General features: G+C 43.9%; 21 protein-coding genes, 1 pseudogene and 1 riboswitch. Of the genes and pseudogenes, 10 read left to right on the top strand and 12 right to left on the bottom strand.

All coding sequences use genetic code 11. From position 1 onward, the window contains the following. Positions 1 to 53 precede the first annotated feature (53 nt). Positions 54 to 235, bottom strand: a riboswitch (cobalamin riboswitch). A gap of 104 nt (positions 236 to 339) precedes the next feature. Continuing rightward, positions 340 to 867, bottom strand: coding sequence for a hypothetical protein (locus ABNN70_RS05925; protein WP_353949083.1), 528 nt, complete (start codon positions 865 to 867; stop codon positions 340 to 342). Between the two features lie 1,278 nt (positions 868 to 2,145). After that, positions 2,146 to 3,270, bottom strand: coding sequence for a GntR family transcriptional regulator (locus tag ABNN70_RS05920; protein ID WP_353949082.1), 1,125 nt, complete (start codon positions 3,268 to 3,270; stop codon positions 2,146 to 2,148). A 203-nt stretch (positions 3,271 to 3,473) separates the two neighbouring features. Between ABNN70_RS05920 and ABNN70_RS05915 the strand changes: the two genes are divergently transcribed. The 5 genes from ABNN70_RS05915 (at position 3,474) to deoC (ending at position 11,133) form a co-directional block, all read left to right on the top strand. Further along, a complete protein-coding gene (locus tag ABNN70_RS05915; protein ID WP_353949081.1) occupies positions 3,474 to 4,841 on the top strand; it encodes an extracellular solute-binding protein in 1,368 nt (455 codons plus the stop codon). Positions 4,842 to 4,999: 158 nt separating this feature from the next. Then, on the top strand, positions 5,000 to 5,836 hold the full coding sequence (locus ABNN70_RS05910; RefSeq protein WP_353949390.1) for a sugar ABC transporter permease: 837 nt from the start codon (positions 5,000 to 5,002) through the stop codon (positions 5,834 to 5,836). A gap of 21 nt (positions 5,837 to 5,857) precedes the next feature. Further along, complete coding sequence (locus tag ABNN70_RS05905; RefSeq protein ID WP_353949080.1) at positions 5,858 to 6,685, top strand: carbohydrate ABC transporter permease; 828 nt, start codon at positions 5,858 to 5,860, stop codon at positions 6,683 to 6,685. A gap of 20 nt (positions 6,686 to 6,705) precedes the next feature. Beyond that, positions 6,706 to 9,834 (top strand): alpha-mannosidase, encoded by a 3,129-nt coding sequence (locus ABNN70_RS05900; protein ID WP_353949079.1) that lies wholly within the window; start codon positions 6,706 to 6,708, stop codon positions 9,832 to 9,834. 588 nt (positions 9,835 to 10,422) lie between these two features. Next, positions 10,423 to 11,133, top strand: a complete 711-nt coding sequence (deoC, locus tag ABNN70_RS05895; RefSeq protein WP_353949078.1) for a deoxyribose-phosphate aldolase — start codon at positions 10,423 to 10,425, stop codon at positions 11,131 to 11,133. A 100-nt stretch (positions 11,134 to 11,233) separates the two neighbouring features. Here the strand turns inward: deoC and ABNN70_RS05890 are convergent, their stop codons facing one another. Next, positions 11,234 to 11,986 (bottom strand): GntR family transcriptional regulator, encoded by a 753-nt coding sequence (locus ABNN70_RS05890; RefSeq protein ID WP_353949077.1) that lies wholly within the window; start codon positions 11,984 to 11,986, stop codon positions 11,234 to 11,236. 349 nt (positions 11,987 to 12,335) lie between these two features. After that, the gene (locus ABNN70_RS05885; protein ID WP_353949076.1) at positions 12,336 to 13,727 is read right to left on the bottom strand and encodes an L-cystine transporter; all 1,392 of its coding nucleotides are present in this window, start codon (positions 13,725 to 13,727) and stop codon (positions 12,336 to 12,338) included. Between the two features lie 566 nt (positions 13,728 to 14,293). On the opposite strand from ABNN70_RS05885, the gene ABNN70_RS05880 reads away from it, so the two are divergent. From ABNN70_RS05880 to ABNN70_RS05860, 5 genes are all read left to right on the top strand, one after another. Continuing rightward, entirely contained in the window at positions 14,294 to 15,379 is a 1,086-nt protein-coding gene (locus ABNN70_RS05880; protein WP_353949075.1) for a MupG family TIM beta-alpha barrel fold protein, read from the top strand. Beyond that, positions 15,354 to 16,262 carry an N-acetylmuramic acid 6-phosphate etherase gene (murQ, locus tag ABNN70_RS05875; protein WP_353949074.1) on the top strand — a complete coding sequence of 303 codons (909 nt, stop codon included), beginning with the start codon at positions 15,354 to 15,356 and terminating at the stop codon, positions 16,260 to 16,262. The genes ABNN70_RS05880 and murQ overlap by 26 nt, the downstream gene beginning before the upstream one ends. Then, positions 16,259 to 17,722 (top strand): PTS transporter subunit EIIC, encoded by a 1,464-nt coding sequence (locus ABNN70_RS05870; RefSeq protein ID WP_353949073.1) that lies wholly within the window; start codon positions 16,259 to 16,261, stop codon positions 17,720 to 17,722. The genes murQ and ABNN70_RS05870 overlap by 4 nt, the downstream gene beginning before the upstream one ends. Positions 17,723 to 17,735: 13 nt before the next feature. After that, a complete protein-coding gene (locus tag ABNN70_RS05865; protein ID WP_353949072.1) occupies positions 17,736 to 18,599 on the top strand; it encodes a MurR/RpiR family transcriptional regulator in 864 nt (287 codons plus the stop codon). A gap of 195 nt (positions 18,600 to 18,794) precedes the next feature. Further along, positions 18,795 to 19,322: a GNAT family N-acetyltransferase gene (locus ABNN70_RS05860; RefSeq protein WP_353949071.1), complete on the top strand. Its 528-nt coding sequence runs from the start codon at positions 18,795 to 18,797 to the stop codon at positions 19,320 to 19,322. Here ABNN70_RS05860 and ABNN70_RS05855 read toward each other — a convergent pair. The 8 genes and pseudogenes from ABNN70_RS05855 to ABNN70_RS05820 form a co-directional block, all read right to left on the bottom strand. Continuing rightward, positions 19,299 to 19,610 (bottom strand): annotated as a pseudogene (locus ABNN70_RS05855) (UPF0236 family transposase-like protein); the annotation flags it as partial. The gene ABNN70_RS05860 and the pseudogene ABNN70_RS05855 sit on opposite strands and share 24 nt — an antisense overlap. Positions 19,611 to 19,735: 125 nt before the next feature. Then, positions 19,736 to 20,191: a DUF5085 family protein gene (locus tag ABNN70_RS05850; RefSeq protein WP_353949070.1), complete on the bottom strand. Its 456-nt coding sequence runs from the start codon at positions 20,189 to 20,191 to the stop codon at positions 19,736 to 19,738. Further along, positions 20,191 to 20,628 (bottom strand): DUF5085 family protein, encoded by a 438-nt coding sequence (locus ABNN70_RS05845; RefSeq protein ID WP_353949069.1) that lies wholly within the window; start codon positions 20,626 to 20,628, stop codon positions 20,191 to 20,193. The genes ABNN70_RS05850 and ABNN70_RS05845 overlap by 1 nt, the downstream gene beginning before the upstream one ends. Then, on the bottom strand, positions 20,625 to 21,077 hold the full coding sequence (locus tag ABNN70_RS05840; RefSeq protein WP_353949068.1) for a hypothetical protein: 453 nt from the start codon (positions 21,075 to 21,077) through the stop codon (positions 20,625 to 20,627). Before ABNN70_RS05840 ends, ABNN70_RS05845 begins: the two co-directional genes overlap by 4 nt. Before the next feature lie 144 nt (positions 21,078 to 21,221). Then, positions 21,222 to 22,112 carry a hypothetical protein gene (locus ABNN70_RS05835; RefSeq protein WP_353949067.1) on the bottom strand — a complete coding sequence of 297 codons (891 nt, stop codon included), beginning with the start codon at positions 22,110 to 22,112 and terminating at the stop codon, positions 21,222 to 21,224. A 17-nt stretch (positions 22,113 to 22,129) separates the two neighbouring features. After that, positions 22,130 to 23,584, bottom strand: a complete 1,455-nt coding sequence (locus tag ABNN70_RS05830; RefSeq protein ID WP_353949066.1) for a T7SS effector LXG polymorphic toxin — start codon at positions 23,582 to 23,584, stop codon at positions 22,130 to 22,132. A 15-nt stretch (positions 23,585 to 23,599) separates the two neighbouring features. Continuing rightward, entirely contained in the window at positions 23,600 to 23,887 is a 288-nt protein-coding gene (locus ABNN70_RS05825; RefSeq protein ID WP_353949065.1) for a TIGR04197 family type VII secretion effector, read from the bottom strand. Between the two features lie 17 nt (positions 23,888 to 23,904). After that, positions 23,905 to 24,294, bottom strand: a complete 390-nt coding sequence (locus ABNN70_RS05820) for a DUF5082 family protein (RefSeq protein ID WP_353949064.1) — start codon at positions 24,292 to 24,294, stop codon at positions 23,905 to 23,907. Positions 24,295 to 25,186 lie beyond the last annotated feature (892 nt).

Here is a 25,186-nt window from a genome sequence, read left to right as displayed (position 1 = left end):
TACAATAGCAAACATAACATATTGCATCATCGACACATCCTGTCCTCGCAGGTTTTTCGTGTAATGAATCAGGCAGGTCTCCTGGCTTATGATCATCGCTCTCTGCGCCTTCCCATAGGTTACAGTGGCTTAAGTTGCAGATTGCTCCCAATTACAGTGACGGGATCGCGTTGGATTCTCACCAACTTCCCTATTAAGTTTTCCAAAAGAAAACACCTGAATCATGACGTATGAAATGGTAAGCTGTGCCATACTATCCGTGAATGCCACAGGCTTACTCATTTTTTTTGTGTACTGCCCACTTGGTTACGATCTCTTCTTTCATACCGGCACATTTATTTAAACAGATTGCTTAAAATATAGAGCTTCCTTAAGGGTTCTTAACTCGCCTTCCTGAACGATCGAGCGGACTGAAAGAGTAGTCAGCATCCGGGCTTGCTCTCCAATTTTCATTTTAAATTCGCTTATGTTTTCTGAATTTTTACCCGCTTGTTTCTGGATTACCACTTCTCTCTCAATGCCATCCAGGTGATCATTCATTCCGCCTAGCCTTTGATCAATTGCTTTAAACCCTTGATCAATTGCATCTAACCTCTGATCAACCGCTTTAAACCTTTGATCGATACCGTTGAGCCTCTGATCAATTGTATCTAACTTCTGATCAACTGCTTTAAACCTTTGATCGATACCGTTGAGCCTCTGATCAATTGTATCTAACTTCTGATCAACTGCTTTAAACCTTTGATCGATACCGTTGAGCCTCTGATTCATGCCGTCAAGTCTCTGATTCATGCCGTCAAGTCTCTGGTTAACCTCTGCAAATCCTTTTTTCATTTCTGTGAGAATAAGCCCGAGTTCTTCATTCATTCAGTACACAACTCTTTTCGTGGATCATTTCTGAGTTACTCACATTATATATTAAATGAGAAAGTGCGTATATATCTTTTTCATCTTCTGTTCAGAGTCACTGTCAGAGCTGCATCTGGTTAACTCATAGAACCCGGGAATTAATATATTCCGAAGAGTATACTGTAACATATAAGTGCTTCGGCAGATACCACCATCATCACTTCTGAATGCCCAACAGTCTCTTTGATCGCCTATACCTGACCTGATCAAATATCTCCATCATATTCTAAAGAGTAAAAGGAATTAATTGAGTAAGTTCTGCCTCCAAATTCGCTTTTTTAAGTGTGTTTAACCCCCCTTGAACGGATAATTCCTGCGAACCTGATCTAGTTCAGACTTTATCAGTCTGCCGAGCGCTTCATTTTATGAAACTTGATTGATTAGCTGGAAAACAAGGTCAAAAATCCGCTTCAGTCTGACGCGCAGCGGTTTAATGATGTCTTGAATTGGAAAATGAGCTTCCTCGGATTGAAAATGAATACTTAAAACAATTAGATACCTTAATTCACTAGAGAGTGCTGAAACTACTAGATGAGTAAAAACGAGTATTGCATCCTAATAAGTAGCAATAAAATAAAGTCGAAAATACGGAAAGACACAACTAAAGCACTACCTGTTATTCTACCCTAAACTGCAAACAGAAAATGTTGGTACAGGTCGGCGCTTAAGCTGATTTATTGTCGAATAAACAAAAATGTACTAATTCCTTACCAAGCAACTATCAAGATAGACTATTAGCAAACGCACCATCACATCTATAATCTTGAAAAAGATATCAAAAATTGGATGAATGATCCCGTTGTGCAAGCAACTCGTCCATATCTTGTGCATTGAACGCCTAGACCATCTCCCTTAATCGCTTCAACCGTCTACTGCATCAAAAATTTTTTCAGATTATCCGCCGATTAAGCGAGTAGATTCTACACAAGTTAACGTGCAGAGCGATATTTTAATCACTAACGATGGTCGATCGACAGAATTTTTTCCTGCATCAGCCTTAGTAATTCCTGTAGATAAATCATTGCTGGTTGAAAAGCAGCAGTCTGCAGTTGGAATCATCGTTTGAGATGGATTTTTTCTCCCTTCCTCCCACAGCCGTTCGAGTCTTCCCGCCTGACGAAGTTGCCCCGTGACGACTTCGTCCGCTCTTGATCAAGCGACCAAATCTGGACACCGTCTTTGCCACGACGACGTTGTCAACTCTTCGGTGAATATAGTATGAATTGTCATGGAATTTCACTGGCCAAGTGGATGCATGAGTTGTTTCTGGATCACCGTTTGACAATCAACGATTTCTCCCGGAATTTTTTGCACACGCTTAGTAATCGACTTTCCCTGCAAGCGATCTGCCATCATTTTTACAGCTAATTTAGCAATAGTGGCTTCGCTTTGCTTCACATACGTGTAGCGGATGGATTGATTGAGTTCATTGTTAATATCAAATCCCGTCAGGCAAATATTCTCAGGTACTTTCAGGTGCAACTCGCTAATCGCTTCACGAGTTAGCGCGCCGATGTAGCTGTCCGGAACCACTAAACAGGTCGGTTTCTTTCTTAGAATGAATTGTTTAATGCGTTCGATATCTAAGTTCAAGGCTGCGTCGTCATCATGATGGCTATAACTGGTTTCAATGATTTTAGCAAATGTGTTGGCTTTGAGCGGTGTATCCGTATGTGCATAAACTTGGACAAAGGCGTCTTGGCGGATTTGCAGAGTTGAATTACTGATGTCTTTATAGGAAATCACTCCTAAGTTGGTATGACCCAGTTTTTCAATCATCTTTGCCAGGAGGCGTGCACCATTCAGATGATTTGAACCCACAAACATTTCATCAATTCCAAAAAATTCCTTGTCCATGACAACAATAGGGTAATCATCCAGTATATATTGCATCAGTAACGGATCGTAGAATGAACGTTGCAATGGATTGATGAAAATACCTCGAACGGGGAGATCCAACAATTCTTGAACGCATTTGGTTTCCAACTGTTCGTCTTCCTGAGAAAATTTGATAATTAGCGAGTACCCATATCGCGCGGTTTCCGTAGCCATTGCAATCAAAAGATTGGTGCCAAAACTCTTAAGGATTCCCGGTACAACTAGTCCAAGCAATGTGTTGCTTGGAAGGCTTTTTTCTCTTTTCAAGATTGTTGTGCCAACACCGGAGCGTCTTCTCACCAAACCTTCAGCTGCTAATAAATTCACTGCTTTTTGGACTGTAATTCGACTGACTTTATAAGTCTGTATCAGTTCTTTCTCAGTGGGCAATTTGCTGCCGATAGGATACATTTCTCGGTTGATTTTATCCCGCAGGTTTTCGTAAATTTGCTCATATAGTGGTTTTCGCGAAGCAAAATCCATGACGCTTCCTCCCTTACCATAAATGATATAAAATGTAAGTCATTTAAATGTAAGCGCTGACATTAATGTCTACATTTGATATTATACACAGTGTTGGCAGGTACCTAACAACATTTTAATGCAAAAGTAATAAATGGTATGGGTTTTATGTCATTTAACAGAGATTGGATCGACGAACATTTATTGAAACGGAGGGAACAAATATGAAGTTGAAGAAGTGGTTGTTATTGGTTGGAGCGGCTGCGAGCATCTTCCTGTTGAGTTCTTGTGGCTCTTCCAGTTCCAGCAATGATTCAGGTGACACAACAACGATTAAGATCGCTTGGCGGGCACTTGGTAAGAATGATAGTATGTATCGAATCTACAACAAAAAATGGATTGCCGATTTTGAAAAGGAAAATCCGAATATTAAAATTTCTCTTCAGCCAATCAATGCCACAGAGGGCGACTATTTTTCAAAACTTGATTTGGCCATGAAATCTGCCGAAACCACTCCGGATATCGTTAATGAGGATACCTTCATTTTGCCCGCCGATGCGAAGGCAGGTTATCTGCAGCCTTTGGATGCTTATTTATCCGAATGGCCTGATTGGAAAAACTTTACCGATTCACTGAAGAAGGGAAGCCAGGGATCAGATGGTAAACAATATGGTATTCCCGGTACGACAGATGCACGCGGCGTGTGGACTAACTTGAACGTGACCAAGAAGGCCGGCCTTTCTACCAATTGGAAGCCAAAGACTTGGCAAGATTTAATCGATGCCGCAAAGAAGATTAAGAACGCGGAACCAAATGTCATCCCGTTCGCAATGGGTGTATCGACAACTAACGGTGAATCTGTCTCCATGCAAACTTTTGAACAGCTTTTATATGGCACGGGTGAAACACTTTATAACGAAAAAACAAAGAAGTGGAATGTCGACTCGAAAGGAATTTTAGCCAGTCTGAATTTCATTAACCAGATTTACAACAAGGATAAGACAGGGCCCAGTCTTTCAGTTGCCATGAATAGTAACTACGGTTCCACGATTTTCCAAGATAAGATTCCGAAGAATCAGGTAGGTTTGGCTATGGATGGTATTTGGAATACCGGCAACTGGTCTAAAGGTGGTGCGGCGCCAATGCCAAATATGGCCAAGGTACTGGCATTTAATTTGATGCCAACGCAAAACGGTGAGAAACCTGGATTTGTTACCATGGCCGGCGGCTGGTCGTGGGCGATCCCCAAAAATTCTCAGCATAAAGATGCCGCGTTCGAAGTGCTGAAAGCCATGAACACCAAGGAACTGGCCGTTCAACGTGCCTTACAAGAAGGTACGTTGACCGTTCGCGACGATGCCGCTAAAGATCCTGAATACTTGAAGAAGCCGTTTATAAAGGAGGCCACCGAAGCCCTGAAAAATGCCTACTTCCGCCCGAAGAATGACCTGTATCCAAAGGTTTCCATTGCCATCCAACAAATGGTTGAATCCGTAGCTACTGAACAAAAATCTCCGAATGAAGCTGCGGCAAAGTATGCGTCAGATGTCAAAGGCATTGTTGGCGCCGAAAATACAGAAACACAGAAATAAAAAAATCTGGGCACGGTGCGGGTTCAAAATTGAGTATCCACCGCGCCCTTTTTAAAACAGAGGTGATATCAATGAATACACCCAACTCTGCAGCTGTGGCGAGAAAAACTGGAAGGACAGGACGAATCAGGTCTGAGCGGCGATTATCAATTTGGCTGATGCTCCCTAGTTTTGTCCTTTTGCTGATTTTCTTTATCACGCCGATGCTTTTAACGATTCTTTTCTCATTCACCAATCTCTCACTAACCGGTGCGAATGCTTCGGCATTGCAGTTCGTTGGTTTTCAAAATTTTGCACAGATGTTCCGAGACCCGCAATTGGTTCAATCAATATGGAATACGCTTATTTTTGTCGTGTTCTCGGCCATCATTGGCCAGTGTTTCTTCGGCTTTCTCATTGCCTTCATGATGCGGGGTAAAAATAGGACATTTCGACGTATTGTCGGTCTCATTGTCATCGCAGCCTGGGTGACTCCGGAAGTCGTTGTTGGTTTTTGTTGGGTAGCCTTTCTCGGTGATAATGGAACTTTAAACATGATTGCCCATAGTCTGTTGGGTATTAAACCGGTCGCGTGGCTCTATACTTTTCCAATGGTCAGCGTCATAATAGCGAATATTTGGCGGGGAACGGCATTTTCCATGATGATCTTTCAGACTGCTTTAGACGATATTCCGTCTGAAGTTGAGGAAGCCGCTGTCATGGACGGTGCTACTCGGTGGCAGTCGGTCACAAGAATCACAATTCCGATGGTGCGTGGGACAATTGCCACTAATATTATGTTGGTGACGCTGCAAACGCTAGGCGTATTTGCTTTAATCTACACCATGACCGGCGGCGGTCCAGGAAATGCAACATCGACTTTACCCGTGTTCATGTATAAGCAGGCCTTTGTCAGTTACCAACTAGGGTATGGCACCGCAATTTCACTGGTTCTATTGTTAATTGGTGCTCTCGCCAGCCTTTTGTATATGAGGGTGCTCAAAGTTCGAATTTAAAAATGTAAAAATGAGGTGATTATGATGATGCGAGAAAGCAAAAATGCCCGAGCTATTCAGTATGGCATACTGGCGATTATCGCTGTTTTATTTCTACTTCCTCTTGTTTGGATGCTGTTCTCTTCTGTCGATGGGCGTGCAATACAGGCCATTCAATTACCCCAGAAACCCACACTGGAGAATTTCGCAGCAATTTTGACCAGTCCCAGCATTATGCGCTCATTTGTGATAGGTCTGATGGTGTCCGGGTTTCAAGCGCTTTTCGTCGTTATTGTCAGTGTATTGGCGGCGTATCCGCTCTCCCGTTATCCGTTGCCATGGAAAAAGCCGTTTCTGTTGTCAATTCTATTTTTGACATCACTGCCAATGACCGCAGTCATTGTACCGGTATACGAAATGTTCTTGTATCTGAAGATGCAGGATTCACTGATTGCCACCACAATTTTCATGATTTCCACTAGCTTGCCCTATGGTATCTGGATGATGAAGAACTTTATGGATTCTGTACCGTTAGAATTGGAAGAGGCAGCATGGATGGATGGCTCAACGGTCTGGGAAGGCGTACGGAAAGTCGTGATACCATTAATGTTGCCAGGCATCTTCACGATTGCAATCTTTACGTTTACTGGATCCTGGGGCAACTTCTTTGTCCCCTTTATTTTGATCACTACACCGGAAAAGCTGCCGGCTTCTGTTACCATTTTCCAGTTCTTTGGCAATAACGGCCTCGTTAACTACGGGCAATTAGCCGCATTTTCAGTTCTTTATACGTTGCCGGTGGTGGTCCTTTATGTATTTGCGCAACGATACATGTCTCAGGGCTTCAGCTTTGGCGGGGCAGTTAAATAACTCAGAAAGAAGGTTAAACAATGGGACAAGATTTTCAACAATTCTTGCGAAAGGCCAATCAGCAGTTGGACTATCTGCATGACTATTTCTATCGCGGCTTTGCAAATGTCGAAGAGGCCGTGATTATGGAAGATACACGGGATGATAAGCGCCGCATTCCACAGCACGGTGAGTGGGCACCTGTAAAAATCGGTGATCACTGGGACGGCCGAGATCGATACTTTTGGCTAAAATTCAGTCTTTCTGTTCCTCATTTGCAGGACGGACAGCATTATGTGTTGCACATGGATCTCGGCAGAACAGGCGAAGGAAATAACTCTGGTTTTGAAGGCCTAGTCTTTGTCAACGGCCATCCCCGGCAGGCCGTGGATAGTAATCACGAAGATGCGTATTTTGATCACACTTTCAGCAACTCGCAATTAGACGTCAATATCAAACTGTGGACCGGTTTGGAAGGTGGCGGCGTGCCGGTTATTCAACATTATGTTTTACGTGCTTTGGCCGTCGGCATTATACCGCAATCGGTCGTTGATTGTTTCGATTACCTTCGCAATATTGTTGATGTCATCCAAGAAATGGATGATGACGAACCGCTGAAATATGCATATATCAATTTGGTGAAACAGATCATTAAGAGGTTTTATTGGTCTAACGAAAGTACTGAAACGATCGGGGCCACATGCAATCAGGCACTTACGATCATTCATCGCTTCATTTCCCAGCACGCTGGCGAAAAGAAGGGATATCATATCACAGCCGTGGGACACACTCATATCGATGTCGCATGGCTTTGGCGCTTGCGGCATACCAGGGAGAAGATTGCCCGATCGTTCTCCACAGTGTTAGAGCTGATGAAAGAGTATCCCGATTATCGCTTCTTTCAGAGTACACCCCAGGATTATGCATTCTTGGCGGAGGATTATCCGGAACTGTATAATCAGATTAAACAGCGTATCGCTGAGGGGCGCTGGGAAGCAAATGGTGCTACTTGGTTGGAACCTGATACGAATATTCCCAGCGGCGAATCACTTACACGACAATTTCTCTATGGTATTGATTATTTCCAAAGTAAATTTGCTGCTCGACAAAATGTTTTGTGGCTGCCAGATGTTTTTGGCTATTCGGCTGCTCTCCCGCAGATTCTTCAGGGTTTCGATATCCCCAATTTCATGACGACGAAAATTAGTTGGAACGACACTAACAGAATGCCTCATGACACTTTTTATTGGCGTGGTATCGACGGTTCCAAGGTGTTGACACATTTTATTACTACAGTGGAAGCCAATACAGATTTCTATGATCCAAAACAATGGCGCTACACCTACAACGGTGAAATTAATCCGCGTACTGTATTGGGAACTTACCATGTCTACACTGATAAGGACATTAATAATGATTTATTGTTAAGCTATGGCTATGGTGATGGTGGCGGCGGTCCGACACGTGAAGAGATTAAGAACATCCGGATTATTAACGAATTGCCCGGAATGCCGACGATAGAAAATGGGCGTGTTGACAATTATTTTGATCAATTGAATGACCGCATCGCACACACACAGGAACCCGTAGCGATTTGGGATGGTGAATTGTATCTGGAATACCACCGAGGCACCTATACCTCTCAGGCAAAGGTAAAAAATTGGAATCGCCGGGCTGAATATGCGCTACGTCAACTGGAAATATGGTATACGGCGGCTCATGTTCAGAAAGGTATTTCTTACCCGGCAGAAAGAATAAGGAAATTATGGATTATTTTGCTGCGCAACCAATTTCATGATATTTTGCCCGGCTCAGCGATCAAAGAGGTTTACGAAGACACTGCCAAAGAATTTAAACAGCTTTTCGACGGTGTGCGGCAACTCCGGCAAGAGCTGGATCATCAGTTAACCAAAAAGCACGAGAACTGCCTACTTTTCCGAAACTCTTTACCTTGGCCTGTCAAACAGTTGGTTCGTCTCCCAAAGGGTGTGACTAACGTCGAGGACGTGCCAACAACCACCGACGGAAACCAATCGTATGCTCTTGTAGATGTTCCCGCGTTAGGTAGCGTGGCCCATGCAACCCGTGGCATTCTACCAACGGAAAGCTCAAACAAAACGGTCCGAATCGACGGAAACACGTTGCACACAAGTTACTACGATGTTATTTATCGGGCCGATGGCGTTTTTGAAAGTATCGTGGATCGACAAACGCATCGAGAATGGCTGGCCAGACAGCAGGGCGGCAATGTGTTCACTTTGTATGAAGACCGGCCTCTCGACTTCGATGACTGGAATATTGACGCTGACTATCCGGATAAGCCAAAGCAATTGCACGCACAGCATGTTGAACTGACTACGAACAATTCTCTGTTTGCCGATTTAAGTATGGACTTTTCGTTTGGTCATTCCAAAATGCACCAAGTCATCCGCTTCTATGCCCATTCACCGCGAATCGACTTTATCACACAAGTTGATTGGCATGAGCATCAAACGCTATTACGCACTGCTTTTAACACAACAATCCAATCGGATTACGCTCGCTATGATATTCAATACGGAAACGTGCAGCGGCCAACAAGCGACAATACAAGTTGGGATCAGGCAAAATTCGAAACAGTGGCCCACAAATGGGCCGATCTATCCGAGCGGGATTGCGGTTTGGCATTGTTAAACGATTGTAAGTATGGCTATCGAATTAAGGGCCAACAGATGTCGCTTACCCTTCTGAAGTCCGGGATTGATCCGGACCCTAATGCAGACGAGGGCAGACACAAATTCACATACAGCCTCTTGCCCCATGAGGGAGATTTTCTGTCCGGCGACGTGGAAAAAGTGAGCGAAGAGCTCAACGATCCGCTGCAAATCGTAACCAATGCAAGCGACGATCAACTCACTGCCTTAGTTAATTTATCCGGTGAATTTCCTGTCGCTTTGGATACGATAAAGATGAGTGAGGATGAAAAAGCCGTCATTATTCGACTGCACGACTACTCGGGCACGAAGAATGTGATTACCGTACAGCCGCAATTTCGCTATGTTAATGTCGTACAGGTGAAGCTTGACGAACAGAAAAAGAATATCCCTGTCACAGAGATAAATCATGATAAACTGCAAATTCTGATGAATCCATACCAAATAGCCACTTTGCGTTTCGACATCAGCAATTGATCAGTAGGTCAATGATCTCCGCACCGGGACTTCGGCACTTTTTGCTGTTGCCCCGGTTTGTTTTTGCGGTAATAACGATTCTATCTTGAATATACCGAACGCAAAAGCGATTCGGGCCCCAATATAGGTAATTAGTACAATCTGCAGAAGTCTGCTCATAGGCAATCAGATAAAGCGATATTCAAGTCTCTCAATTGTTCCTAAGACCATCAAAAGTGATGGAGAGGAATTTACAGACCTTTATTGACACTATCGGAAGGTTAATGTCATTGCTGATTCACATGTTTAGGAGTCAAACGCGGGGAAACAGAATAAATTACAGAATGATAACCCCTCGGATAATGCTCCTTCTAATGTTAGTATTAAACAATTAGTACTTTGCAGAATCCCTTACGAGGTTATTTTTTTCTTGATTTTAAGCTATTTTCAGTGTCTCGAAAGCCGTGTCAGTTCTTGGCGAAGCGAGGGGGCAAAAATAGTAGGTACACTTTTCTATCTTTCAAGTTTTTGTGTATAAATAAATAATCATTGACACGTGTGAGGCATTGATATACATTTTATGTAATGACATATACGGAGGTGCCTTAATTGACTCGATACACAATTGACGATTTAAGCCGTTTCATTGATCACACGAATTTAAAACCAAACGCCACTAAAGAAGACATGGAGAAATTATGCCAGGAAGCAAAAACCTATCACTTTAAGATGGTCGCCATTAATCAAGTGCAGACAGCACTTTGTGCGTCCCTGCTAGAGGGTACAGACATCCATGTCGGGGCAGCCATCAGTTTCCCGTTTGGTCAGACAACTATTAAAGCTAAGCTGGCGGAAACCAGGGATGCACTTGAAAACGGGGCAGACGAAATTGATTATGTCATTAATATTTCAGAACTGAAAAATAAAAACGACGACTATATTAAAAAGGAAATGTCACAGATCGTCGGGCTGTGCCGCGCTCACCAAGCCATCTCCAAGGTTATTTTTGAAAACGCCTTCTTAACAAAAGACGAAATAATCAGGCTGGCGGAAATCGCCAGAGAGGTGAAACCGGATTTCATTAAAACGTCCACAGGCTTTGGCCCCAGTGGTGCAAAGTTTGAAGATGTCCAGCTCATGAAAAAAACCGTTGGACCAGCAGTAAAGGTGAAAGCAGCCGGGGGAATACGCGATGCACAGACTTTTGTCAAGATGATTCAAAATGGAGCCGAACGAATTGGCTGCAGTGCAAGTATTCAAATTATCTCGGAAATCAAAGAACAAATGGCATCAGCCGGAAAAACGTTCATTGACATTTGATTCACAGATCCGGCAGAATTGAACTGTTTTCTCTACTTTCAGTTTTACATCCAAAGCAAAAAATAAAAGATACGGCGTCAGTTAAGAGATGCTGTATCTTTTATTCGTTATGAAAATCTGAAGTGTGATTTGAAATCTCGAAAATAAAGGAATTCAGATCACCTCTGTATTTTGATATGGAATATTCAATCGGGACGTGGCAATCGGTATAGCCCACTGTATGGAAATAGAAAATTGGATCAATCTCATCAATATCAAGCAATGCTCCGACCGTTTCACCGGCTTTCATAACCTCCAGCTTTCTTCTGACCGATTTAACCGGGTAGCCCTGTTTCGCTAATACACTATATAGCTGCTGCTGTGAAAAGTCGACATTTAAAAAGTCTTTTAATAATTTGGCCGGCAAATAAGTCGTCACAAGCACAATTGGATCATCTTCTATGAATCTCAGTCGTATCAGTTTGTAAACCCCATCGCCTTCCTTTATTTCCAGGTTTTCTGCAATTTCCTCATTTGCAACCTCCTCCTTAAAGGTCAGAACTTTTGTATTGGGTAATAGCCCTTTTCGATCCATTTCGGCGTTATAGCTTTCAATAATATGCGTAAATTCCTGGGGGATTTTCCGTCGGCGAACTATAGTTCCCTTTCTTTTCTTTCGCTCCAGATAGCCTTCATTAACCAAAGATTGAATGGATTGCCGGACTGTTGGACGGCTGACACCATAGTCTTCAGCCAGTTCAACTTCCTTCGGGATGAGTTGATTCTCCTTATAATAACCAGAGAGGATTTTTTTCAGTAAATCCTCTCTTATTTGAAGATGCATCGGCTTTTTCGAACTGTGATCAATCGTCATACCCTGGTCACCTGCTTTTCACATGCTCAATATTATTTATGTATTTACATTTTACCATATTGAGCATATATTTATTAACATGTCGGACAGTCACCTCCTGTTGGCGCAGGCCGGCCAGCAGAGGAACGCGTACCATGGATTCAAAACTCCTGAGGCAAATCCACAAAAACAACGGAAACGGCAGGTGATCCTGTACTGATGCCCTTCCCGGTCTCTTGTCTTCCATATGTTTGAAAGAGAGAAGGTGGCGGCCTTCCCATTCACTAAAAAAGCCTCGCAAATCATCCGCAGTCGAACGGTTCACGAGGTTTTAATGTTCTTATTCAGATGTCCGTCTTCTGTAAAGCTATCACACAGCGCTTTGCGGTTCGGAATTTTTTTGATCATAGACGGTTTTATCCAGCTCACCGGTTGCTCTGCTGGTAATAAGCCCTGCCAGCATCGAGTCACTCACGTTAAGCGCCGTACGCCCCATATCGATTAATGGCTCAACAGAGATGAGCAGACCAACAATCGCTACAGGGAAATCAAGAATTGACAGAACGATCAGCGAAGCAAAAGTCGCTCCTCCGCCAACACCGGCGACGCCGAATGAACTGATCGCCACAACGAGGACGAGTGTCAGAATGAACGATGGACTCGTCGGGTCCACACCGGCAGCCGGGGCAGCCATAATCGCCAGCATCGCCGGATAGATGCCCGCACAACCGTTCTGGCCTATTGTCAATCCGAACGATCCGGCAAAGTTGGCAATCCCGTCCGGAATGCCAAATTGGCGGGTCTGCGTCTCCACGTTCAGAGGTAAAGTCCCCGCGCTTGAACGGGATGTGAAAGCAAATGTCAGTGTTGGCAACGCCTTTTTCACATAAATAACCGGACTGAGTTTTAGCAGACTGATTAGAATCAGATGGATGACAAACATGGTCACGATGGCAGCATAGGAGGCAACAACAAACTGTCCCAGTTTAACAATAGCCGAATAATTACTCGTCGCGGTGAATCGGGCAATCAGAGCCAAGATGCCATAAGGAGTCAGACGCAGAACCAGACGTACCATCCGGATAATTACGGCATAAAAGGTATCTACCAGACGGGCAAACAGTTCTGAATGTTCCGGTTGTTTCCGTTTCACACCAAGATAAGCGATCCCAATAATTGCTGCAAAGATAACAACAGCGATCGTCGATGTTGGACGTGCTCCAGTAAAATCAGCAAATGGATTAGCAGGCAGTAAAGACACAATCTGCTGTGGAAAACTCAGGTCCTGCACGCTCTCCACACTCGACTTCAGGGCTTCGTTTCGGGCCTCCTCCGCAGCACCCGACGTCAGCCTGATCCCGTTCAGGCCAAATGCAAGTGCATAAGCGATACCGGTCAGCGCAGCAATGGCAACCGTACCAAGCAATGACCCGATGATGAGCGAGCTGATTTTCCCTATATTTTTCGTAATCTTAAGTTTTGTAAACGCACCGACAATCGAGATAAAAACAAGCGGCATAACAACCATCTGCAGCAAAGCAACATAACCGTTGCCGGCAATATTGAACCAGTCAATCGACTGGGCCGTGACATAGGACGTCGCTCCATAAATGAGATTGATAGCGGTGCCATAAAGTATGCCGAGTCCGAGTGCTGAAAAAACACGTTTTGAAAACGACACGTGTTTTCTTCGAAGAAAAATTAAGAAGCCTATCAACAAGGCAAAAACAAGCAGATTAATCAGAATAAAAATAATATCCAAAAACACGCACCTCCATGCTTAACCTTTTCTCTCTCAATCATGACAACTTCAAAGGAATCCAGTAAACAGTCCATTCCTTTAAAGTCTTTCATATTTTAACTACATTATTCTTATTAGTCAAGTATGATTTAAGTGGTATCACGCAGGTCCGGCTTCTTTTCAGACTCCCCGCCCTCCATAAGTTACATGCCCGGTCGCTGAAAACGCCGCCCTCCCTGTCTGGAGAAGACGGTGTTTATGCCAATCCGACCAGTTATAAATGATTGATTCACTGCGTTTTTTAATTGCGATCCAGCACAAAAGAACTTTCCCCAAGTCAGGCTCATTATGTCTGAACGTCCAGGTCAAATATTTTTATGGTCAACACATATAACCATCAACAGCCCAGGGCTTCACAATCCCATAAAGAGTCCCAGCTGATGGCCATCTAATCGCATCCTTAAAAATTTCCCCACTACTCCAGGTAATTATGAAAATTCATTTCAATAATAAAAGAATAATCACTAATGTATTGAAATATCATATCATAAACGATATAATGTAAGCGGTTACAGGAGGTGGCTCTATTGTTTGGATTTTCCGTGTATTTGAATCGAGATCTTTTGCCAGATGACGAATCCTCTATTCATCACATGTCACGTCTTGGTTTTGAAGGCATTTTTACATCTCTTCAAATTCCTGAAGACGATCCAGCCAGCTACAGAAAACGTCTCTGGAACTTAATGGACATTGCAAAACGCGAGAAGCTGAGTCTAATGATTGATGTTTCGGGTCGAGCTCTTGAAACGGTGGGTTTATCTGTCAATGATCCCAGTAGTATTAAAAAGAAAGGAATAAGTGGCCTGCGTATCGATGGGGGCTTGTCCATGAAATCTGTGGCTGCTCTCTCCCATTTTATAACCATCGCATTGAATGCCAGTACACTGTCTGAAGAGGACTATAGGGCTTTGAATAAGTATCATGCCGATTTTACGCATATTGAAGCGTGGCATAATTATTACCCGCGCCCGGAAACCGGTCTCGATAGTTCCTGGCTGAGAACGCGAAATCGTTGGCTGAAAGAAAAGGGAATGACAGTTGCTGCTTTTGCACCAGGGGATAGTGAGCTTCGTGGCCCGATCTATCGTACGCTGCCTACACTCGAAGCCCATCGTTATCTGAATCCACTTGCTGCTGCTCTCTCATTGATCATGCATTCCCAGACAGATCGGGTTTATATAGGTGACCCGCATTTGACGAAACATACTCAGAAACAATTTTCCATGTACATTCAGGATAAGGCGATATTGCTCCAGGGTAAAGCTGTCGATGAAAAATGGTCCTCTTCTATCTTCCGTAAGCATGTCAATCGCCCGGATCCAGCCAGAGATGTGATTCGGAGTAGGTATTCCAGATCTGTAAACCGGATGATGGAGATTACTGCTGAAAATACTTCAGCGCGTAATCGTGGGACAATTACCATCGACAATGACCAATACGGCAGATATAAGGGAGAGATACAGATTGTCAAACATCCCCTGCCTCCAGACTCAAAAGTGAATGTAATCGGGCACATTTCCAGCAGGGATCTGCCATTGATCGATTTTATCGAGCAAGGAACGGAATTTATAGTGGAAGGGAAATCGTATGATGTTAGAAAAATTAACGACTGAACAGCGCAATAAAAAAACGATGAATCTGGATCAATTGTCGGTAAGTGAAATATTACATCTCATGAATGATGAGGATCAGCATGTGCCGGGGAGGGTGCGGCATGTATTGCCGCAGGTAGAAAAAGCAGTAAGCGCAACAATTGCTGCTTTCCGAAACAATGGGCGATTAATTTATATGGGGGCCGGCACGAGCGGTCGACTTGGGGTTCTGGATGCTGCGGAATGTGTTCCAACATTCAGCAGCGACCCCTCCACAGTGGTTGGGCTGATTGCTGGAGGACCTGCTGCAATGACCCGTTCTATTGAGGGGGCGGAAGACTCACCAGAACTGGGTGAGGAGGACTTGTCAAAGCTTCATTTGACCCCGCAGGATGTTGTCATTGGCATTGCAGCGAGCGGCCGGACACCTTATGTGGCTGGAGGCATGGCATATGCGAACAAAATCGGCGCAACAACGGTCAGTCTTTCCTGTAATGTGCATGCTGAAATTAGCCGGCTCGCAAAAATTCCTGTTGAAGTGGATGTCGGGCAAGAGGTTCTGACCGGTTCCACACGTCTTAAGTCAGGAACGGCACAGAAGCTGATTCTGAATATGATCTCGACCGCATCGATGATTGCCACGGGCAAAGTTTATAAGAACCTGATGGTTGACGTTAAGCCATTAAATGACAAGCTGATTGAGCGTTCCAAACGAATAATCATGGAAGCAACAGAATGCACCTATGAAACAGCATCTGAGTTTTTTCTCAAGGCAAACAGGAATGTGAAGGTGGCCATCGTGATGTTACTGACCGGACTTAATGCTGAAGAAGCCGGTACACGACTTAAAGAAACACAAGGATTCGTCAGAAAAGCCATTCATAAAGGAGAGGAAAACTCATGAGTAACACCAATATCGAACGTTTGGCCCGAGAAATTTATGCAAATGTTGGCGGTGTGAAAAATGTTACACATGTGATGAACTGTATGACACGTGTCCGGCTGACAGTCAGAGACCGTAATCAGGCTAATATTCAGGGGCTGAAAGCGACCAATGGTGTACTGGGTGTTGTTGATGATGACGGAATTCAAGTTGTTGTGGGTCCGGGCGTCTGTACTAAAGTTGCTGAAAAGATGGCGGAAATGGCTGGTGTCAAGCCTGGTGAATATTTTTCGGCCACAGAAGATCACTCTTCAAGACTGACGGATCGCCAGAAGGTGGAAGCCAGAGCTGCTGAGTACAAGGCGAAAGAAAAAGCAAAGCATAACCATAATTCTGGATTTAAAAGAGTCCTCAAATCCATTGCTAATATTTTTATTCCACTGATTCCCGTGTTTGTCGGTGCCGGTCTCATTGGCGGGATTGCCGCCATTTTCTCAAATTTGATGACCGCGGGAGACATCGGCAAAGAGTGGGGGGCGATCATTACAACATTAAATATATTGAAAAACGGCATGTTTGCATATTTAGTCATTTATGTTGGGATTAACAGTGCTCATGAATTTGGTGCTACGCCAGGACTGGGCGGGGTCATTGGGGCTGCAACAATGCTGACAGGTATGAATCCGGATGCGCCGCTTCAGAACATTTTCAATGGTCAACCCTTAACTGCCGGTCAGGGCGGAATCATAGGTGTCATTTTTGCCGTATGGATCCTTTCTCTGGTCGAAAAGAAATTGCATAAAGTGATTCCGAATTCGGTGGATATCATCGTTACACCAACAATAGCACTCTTACTCGTCGGGTTGTTCACGATATTTATCGTCATGCCGATCGCCGGTCTCGTCTCCGGAGCACTCGTTGGTTCGGTAACCTGGGTTCTGGATGTCGGCGGGGCATTTTCAGGGTTTATTCTTGGCTTATTCTTCCTGCCTATGGTCATGTTCGGAATGCATCAGATTCTGACGCCCATCCATATCGAGATGATAAATACAACCGGTGCGACTCCTTTGCTTCCGGTTCTGGCTATGGCAGGCGCCGGTCAGGTTGGTGCAACCATTGCACTATGGGTTAAATGCAGAAAGAACAAAAAGCTGATGCAGCTGATTAAAGGCGCCCTCCCTGTGGGTTTCCTGGGTATTGGTGAACCGCTGATATATGGCGTGACGCTGCCACTTGGCCGGCCATTTATTACAGCTTGTATCGGTGGTGGTATAGGCGGAGCCGTTGTTGCCGGTATCGGTCAAATTGGTGCTATAGCCATTGGGCCGAGTGGGATACCGCTTATTCCGCTGATCACTACCGGACACTGGATGGGTTATATTTTCGGTCTATTATCCGGCTATGCCGGGGGATTCCTTGCTACCTATTTCTTCGGTGTCCCTAAAGATGCCATGAAGCCAACTGAAATTGATGAAAAATGATCAGGTGAATATAGTGGATACCAGTGTAATCCTGCAAATTCAGGAGAGAATGAATGATCTGTCCAGAAGCGAAAAAAAGATTGGAGCATATGTTCTTGAGCATCCGGCTGATGCAGTCAATCATAGTACAAATGAGTTAGCTCAGATGATTGGAGTAAGTCCGGCAACGATTGTCCGGTTCTGCCGGTCGATCGGCCTGTCCGGTTTCTCACAATTAAAAGTTAGGCTTTATGCTGAGTCGATGGGGGTGATGGATCAATCCCTCTACACGGACATCGAACCCGAAGAACAGACGGGTGAGATTGCAGAAAAACTGGCCTTTCGTTTTCAGCAGTCTATTGCTCAGACAAAAGAACTGATGGATAGCCCGTCCATGAACAGTTTCTCAGATTTAATCGATCAGAAACGGGTCATTTATGTTTATGGTCTGGGAGCATCAAGAGTCGTTGCTGAGGATTTAGCGCATAAGTTCTCCAGAATCGGGAAGGCCGTAATGAGTTATTCAGATCACCATTTACTGGCATCTGCATTAATCAATGCTGACCCGGATTGCATGTTGGTTGCTATTTCAAATTCAGGAGAAACTGATGAGGTGATCAAAATGGTCCGGATTGCCCGGCAAAACGGACTGTATACCGTTGGAATCTCACATAACGGAACAAACCAATTAAGTGAACAGGTTGATTTGTCCATCAGGCATGGAGGCGGAGAACCCGTATTGCTGAGAAGTGCGGCTACTACATCTTTGATTGCACAACTCTTTACTGTTGATGTCCTCTATTATGTGTATGTCTGCAGGCACTATGAATCTGCTTTGAAGAAAATAGGCGCATCACGCATTATCATCCAAAAAATGTTTTCCGGTAATGGTGAATAGGCTGTTCTAGTTGCAGGCAGAGCTCTGTGGTGCCGGGTCCGGGCATAAATGAGAAGGTTGAACACATGCAATATGCTTCATGTATCTTATCATGAATTGAGTCTGAATCATTAAAAAGATTCAGGCTTTTTTGTGTTAAACTGAAAGAATCCATTGTCATCGAAAATTTATGAGAAAAGAGGCGGCAGGACAAACTTGATCAGAAAAGCACACATAAACGAAATACAGGCCATCATGAGCATCATTCGACATGTCGTTAGAGACATGCAATCCAGGAGAATCGATCAGTGGGACAATACCTATCCTGATAAAGAAGTAATTATGAACGATCAGGCGGCCGGCACTCTTTACGTTTATGAAGATGACAGTTGTCTCAAAGGAGTGATCGTTCTGAATGAGGATCAGCCTGAAGAATACAGAGTTGTGGACTGGACATTTCGTTCAGGAAAACAGTTGGTCATTCACCGATTATGCGTCAGCCCGCAGTACCAGGGTCAAGGCATAGCCACTCAGTTAATGGGGTTCGCCGAAGAATATGGCAGACGTGCAGGCTATGATTCCATCCGACTGGATACATTTACGAAAAACAGCTTTGCCTGCCATCTTTATGAAAAGTTAGGCTACAAAAAGACGGGCAGGGTCCAGTTCAGGAAGGGAAACTTTTATTGCTTCGAGAAGGGTTTAACAGTGAAACAGCCTTTACGACGTGCACCCAGACTTTAATCTGGAATTTATAAATTGATCATGCAGCGTGTCCGCCGCTGCCTTTTCATACATTGTTTTCGGCAAAACCTGGGCAACAGACAGTGCGTCCTGCGCTTCAGTATGTTTTAGACAGAAAAGCCGAGGCTCTCCGGGCAGCTTTAAACCATTGATTTTCGCGATGACCAGCTCTTTCAGGTGATCATACCCTTCGTCACTCCAACTCCGATGATCCTTCATTCGTCTTGCCATGAGGCTCATCACCGACTCAGTGGCACCCAGTGGGGCCATGTTCTTTGTATCATGGCTACGTTTCTGAAGTCAGGTCGTGAAGGCGGTTTTCTGCCGTGTCATATGTTGGATCAGTTCCGTAAATCCGAATGAGACAGTACCACAAGAGTGGTTTCCAGGGAGCCCTTTCGCTGCGTTGCACATTATCCAACCGGCATGTGTATTTCCGCAAAATAATCTCCATAAACGGGTATCATCACATGATAAACTGGCTTTTTAACGGACAGGTGATGTTCCCTTGCGTAACACTCCATTTCCTCATAGGATGCCGAAAAGGGCTTTCCCTCCTCATGATGGCGAACCGACAGAGTGTGCTCAAGTGTCAGTGCGGGCAAAAAACTGCAGCCGTCTTCCGGATCCGGATGGTATTTTCCGTTGAGTGGCAGATAAAAAGTAAAACGCGTTTTGCTTTCATCCTCTGGAATCTGCTCCATAGTCATGACAAGCGGACCCATTGGGTAAAGGCTGTGCCGGATCGCCATCATTTTCAGTTCTTCTGTGCGTTCAAGCCAGAGTTCCTTCTCAATCACTTCAGTCCGGCTCAATACATTGAATAACAGGAGTGACGATTCGTTGATCTGCGATCCATAGTCACCCATTACCGAACACCCACTTTCAATTCAATATACTGGAAATTCTGATCCCCTTTAAAAAAATGAAAGAACGGCGAAGCCAGCTCAAAATCGTTTTCCTCAACAAACCGGATGAGCTCTGCATAAGCCAGCTCAGTCAGTTTTTCCACATCCCCAAAGTAGTAAGTCATGATCATATCGGTCACTGTAAAGTAACTGCGGAAAAACAGGTCGGTATCCTGAGGAACATATGATTCCTTAACGGTCGCAAAAACTTCAACTGCCATTTGTTCATCAATCGGGATATTATTCAAGGTATAGAACAGAGTACCTGTCGGTGTCAGTTTTTTATCATGCAACAATTGATAAAAATCCTTCATGACTTCCGGAAACTGCGAATAATGTAGCCCATATTTGCGGGAAACAACATTTTTCAGTTCAATCGAATCGTTTTCAACGATCATTTCACTGTCACTTCCTTAACAGGCGCATGAATGTCAAAAAAGACATCCCCGTTCACTTCCAGGCAGACATGGTAAAAGGGCTTGTCCAGGATAATGCGATGCTGCTGTGCGTACGCTTCGATCATCTGACAGGTATGGGTAAACGGTTCGTCTGCCTCATAATGACGAAACACCAGCGTCCGGCGTAGTTGAAGCATTTCAAGAAAGCCAGGGGAATCGTCTCCATCCACGCTTAGCGGCGAACTGACCGGAAGATACACGGTGTACTCAGTAAATTCCGGTTCATGTGGTACTTCTGCAGCCGTCATGACAAGTGGCCCGTTCGGGTAAACACCACTTTCAAGCGCCAGCCGCCTCAGTTCCTCTCCCTCTTCATACCAGCTGCTGTCACGACAGATGACCTTCCGACTCAGGAGATTCAGCAAAACAAGTGAACTTTGTTTTATCATTAATACGGCTACTCCTTTTAATGAAACGAATGTTAAACGGGCTTACTTTTCCTTGAACTATGTTTGCACTAGCAGGCATGCTGACACCAAATCCTACTTCAGCACCAATTACCGTACCTGTCTGACGTTGAATGTTTCAATAGATCACTTCGCATCCCACCATCGATTTCGCTTACGCTTTTTTCTTTCCTGTTTTCTTTCTCTTTTCAGTTTCTTAAACTCTTGCCGATTCTCTTTTTCAATTTGTACAATCAAATCATCTATTTCAGCATCTTCTTTGTCGATCTGTTTCTGATCCCTCATTGAAATATTAAACGACGGGAACCGAATCTTGCAGTATAGAACAAAAATAAATTCTGTGATACCGACAGAAAAAATTGAGATTGACACAAAAAGCATAACAACGATAATAAGGACATCCTGTCCAAGCGCCCCAAACAATGACATGGCGATCAGGCCAATAACAGATCCAACTAATGCAAATATTGCAACATTAGAGAAACTTGAAGTCTTTTCATTATACTGTCGTCCCAGCAAACCCCAACCATTTTTTCTAAATGCTCCCTTTTTTAGCAGATTCACTGCCCTTAAAATTGAGAAACAAAAAATGAGAAAGACAGACAAAGTGTAGAGATTCATGACAGGAGTAAACGGAAAGGTGGCAAAATCAATTTTCGTTTTTATAAACGCAAAAAGCGCCATATCATACGCCAGTTGACAGGAACTCAGGATAAGTATTATCATCTGTGTTCTTTGAAATTTTAAACTTACTCTTTTAAAGAGAAAAAAGATACAAATAATTCCAAAGACGATTATGGATCCCCACTGTATATAAAATATCGATATCCATCCACTATATAAACGACGCGTTGATTCGTCAAAAACTGCAAATGAAACAACAAATACAAATAACAGGGAGAGCAACGGGAACACCCAGAGCAATTTCCCCATTCTTACGGGGTTCAGTCGTCCTGATACTACACCATTTTTAAAATACTCAAAGTCTTCTTCGGAATAGTTCTTAAAAATCTTCATAAAGTGTTTCCCTCTCATCAATGGTTATCGAACCATGAAGCAATGCCTTGACCTAATTTGTGCATTCCAATTTTACTCCAGTCAACAATGCTTTTTCCCTTAATAAATTTGACATTTAAAGCCGTGTTAGCAAGGAAGCCTGCACCTGCCCCAACGGCTGTTCCAATTGGTGGAGCAAAAAATGATCCAACAGCTGCACCTGCAGCCACAGCACCTGCACCAGTAGTTGTATCAACAGCGATATCCCCTGATATTTTAGCTGCCTTTTCAACACTCATTTTTTCATTACGGTAAGCGTTAATATCCGAGTAGACTGTAAATCCAAGACCAGCCACTCCCAATGACTTCCCAAATTTGCCAACATGTCCAACCTTAGACCAGCTGTCTTTACTCACAAAATTCCATAGGTCATTTAGATTGCTTTTAAATTCTCTTCCGAAAACTTTTAATTTGTTCTTAGTTAAATAATTTCTCACAGCGCTTGACTCAGAAATTAAATGACGTCCTTGTCTCGACATGACTGACTTTCCATCGATTACCCTTCTTCCCACACTAACATTCTGTCCATTTGATAAACTAACATTAAAGTTACTGAATGTTTTCGATTTTCCCCACCTGTCAAAAAACAGTTTCAGATTTTTCTTCCCGCCAGTAATTCTGATATATTTTCCTGCTCTTTTCATCTTCAGCCCTTTAGTTCTCGCTATTAACGCGGGAAGACCGGCAGTAACAGCCGATGCCGCATTAATAGTTAGTTGACCAGGATCCTCGGAAAGTTCCTGTTTTGGTTCAGACTGAACAGATTTTTTCGCCACAACCTTCGTTCTCCTCACCAGCTCTTCCCCAATATCTGAGCTGGCAAATGATCCTGCAGTGTAAAATGAACCCTCGCCAAAATGTGGAGTGTAATCCTTTTTGATTTTAGACATGGCATGCCCGATGGCTGACAGAAGAGGCGTGATGTTCCCTGCATAATCGGCTGAACCAAAAGTGCTGAAATGATCCTTTAATCGGCTGACCTCATGTTTCTGTCGTTCGACTGCCTCATCCATACGGGCTGCCGAAGGGATATGAAAACTGGAAATATCTCCGGCTGAGCGGACATCTGTCGACAGCTGATGATGGATCTGGTCAAAATGGCTTTTCAGCCGCTGCAGATCTTTGTGCACCTCATCCAGATGTTCTGACCGGATCACCGCATGCGAGGAACTGTCCACCTGCGCGCTAAAGCGTTGCATCATTTTCTTATAGGACTGATCCAGTCCCTCACCTGCCTGAATCAGACTTTTGATCAGGGGGAGATGGACTTCCCCGAAGTACGAGCGGATGCTGTCCGATGTCTCGCCCCCGAAGCGCAGCGCTGTGAAGTCATTGATTTCACTCTGCACCTTTCGAAGCGCTTCCGTCGTGTTCTCCACTTTGGATGACAACTGTTCTTCAATTCTGATCGACTCGGCTATACGGATTTTCAACAGGGAAACACCTCTTCATTTTCCGAAATGAGCGGTAAGAGATTGGGCCAGTTTCTGATCGGTTTCTTCGAATTGAGAGCCAATGGAACTCAGTTTTGAAATTTCTGCGTGGAGGGATGATTCGTAACGCTTTAAGAGCTGCTGCCATTGATCAATCGCTCTTCCGAGTTCCCTGATCGATCCGACATCCGTTTCGTCAAGATGTGTCTTCACAGTATGATCGGTATTGAGGTTTTCAACAGCCCGGCTAAGCTGTGAAACTTTAATGTGAAAGGCATTTGCATTAAATTCTATGGTTCTCATCCCGGATTCCCCCCTCGTTAGTCGTTAAGCGCAGACAGAGAAGAATGAACCGATCGGATATCTGACCGGCAAAGGTACAGATGGTTATTCAGACGCCTGGCTTCATCCTGAACGTCTTCTCTCAAACGGCGGACAGACGTGAGAAACGACCGGTAATCATCCAGTATTTCCGAATTCATATGATCATCAAAGTGACGACGCTCTGTCCCATTCCATTCACTGCGTGGATTATAAATCGAATGGAATTGTGCCCGATTATGTTCAAATGAAGACAAGTGCCGGTCAATCTTTGCGATCAATGCACGCAGTTCGTGTATTTTATCTGTCAGTATCGATTCAGTCCGATGAAGAGACGAAAGGTCGTTCTGAAGCGATCTCCGGATCTGATTATTGAGGCTCGCTCTCATCTGTCACCCTCCCTCGCAGATCTTTGAGAAAGATTCATAAAAAACAGCTTGCCGACTGACGAGTCGCAGACGTTGCCGAGCTTATTTTTCCGCAAACAATTTTTATAGTTTCTTAAAGAAAAAAACACCGAACTCAGCTGATGGCTTCGGCATTTCTCAGCTTCAACTCTACAGTTTATCTGTCTGGTCAATCTGCCAGTCAATGTTTTCCAGAATGGTGGCACGCTACGTCGGCTGCCCGTCGTACGACCGAAGCACATTCCGCAAAATATTATTCTCTTACGACGGACACAAACCCTTTTTTAAGTAAGCCGTTACATTTTCTTTAATTATAGAAGAACGCATGAAAAACGGACACAGTCAAAAGACACAATTTGTTCAAAAATATACTGTCAAAAAAATAATATGCAACAAAATCAGACAGAATATAATAGGTCTTTGGAACCGGGCCCGATCAGTAGTTCATAAAAAATACGCTCACTGGCTTCACATCACTGTCGGATCAGTTCTTCAACCGGACAGTGACCTGACCTCGCAAAACTATTATCGATATTTTGTCACCTATGAGAAGAACAGGGTAAAATCTAAGTCCCTCATTTCTAAAGAAAAAGAAGGACATATATCTGTAAATGAGATTACACGATATATGTCCTGCATGGTTACCGTGAACCAATGGATTGAGTTGCCAGCAACTATGCCCCTAATTCATCTGTAATTTCTATATTTATCGTAACCTTCATTTCCATAGCTCTCATAACATTTTCAATTTTTTCAGTATGCACCGTAGTATCTCTGGAAATTTGAGCTTCACTTACCTTTAGCCGATTAGCTAATTCGACTTGTGGGAAATTCAAATAAATTCTATATGCGATTAATGTCTTACCAATATCGG

The organism is Sporolactobacillus sp. Y61, assembly GCF_040529185.1.
GTDB lineage: Bacteria > Bacillota > Bacilli > Bacillales > Sporolactobacillaceae > Sporolactobacillus.
The sequence above is the reverse complement of the archived record's forward strand: the minus strand, read 5'-3'. Positions and strand labels throughout refer to the sequence as shown.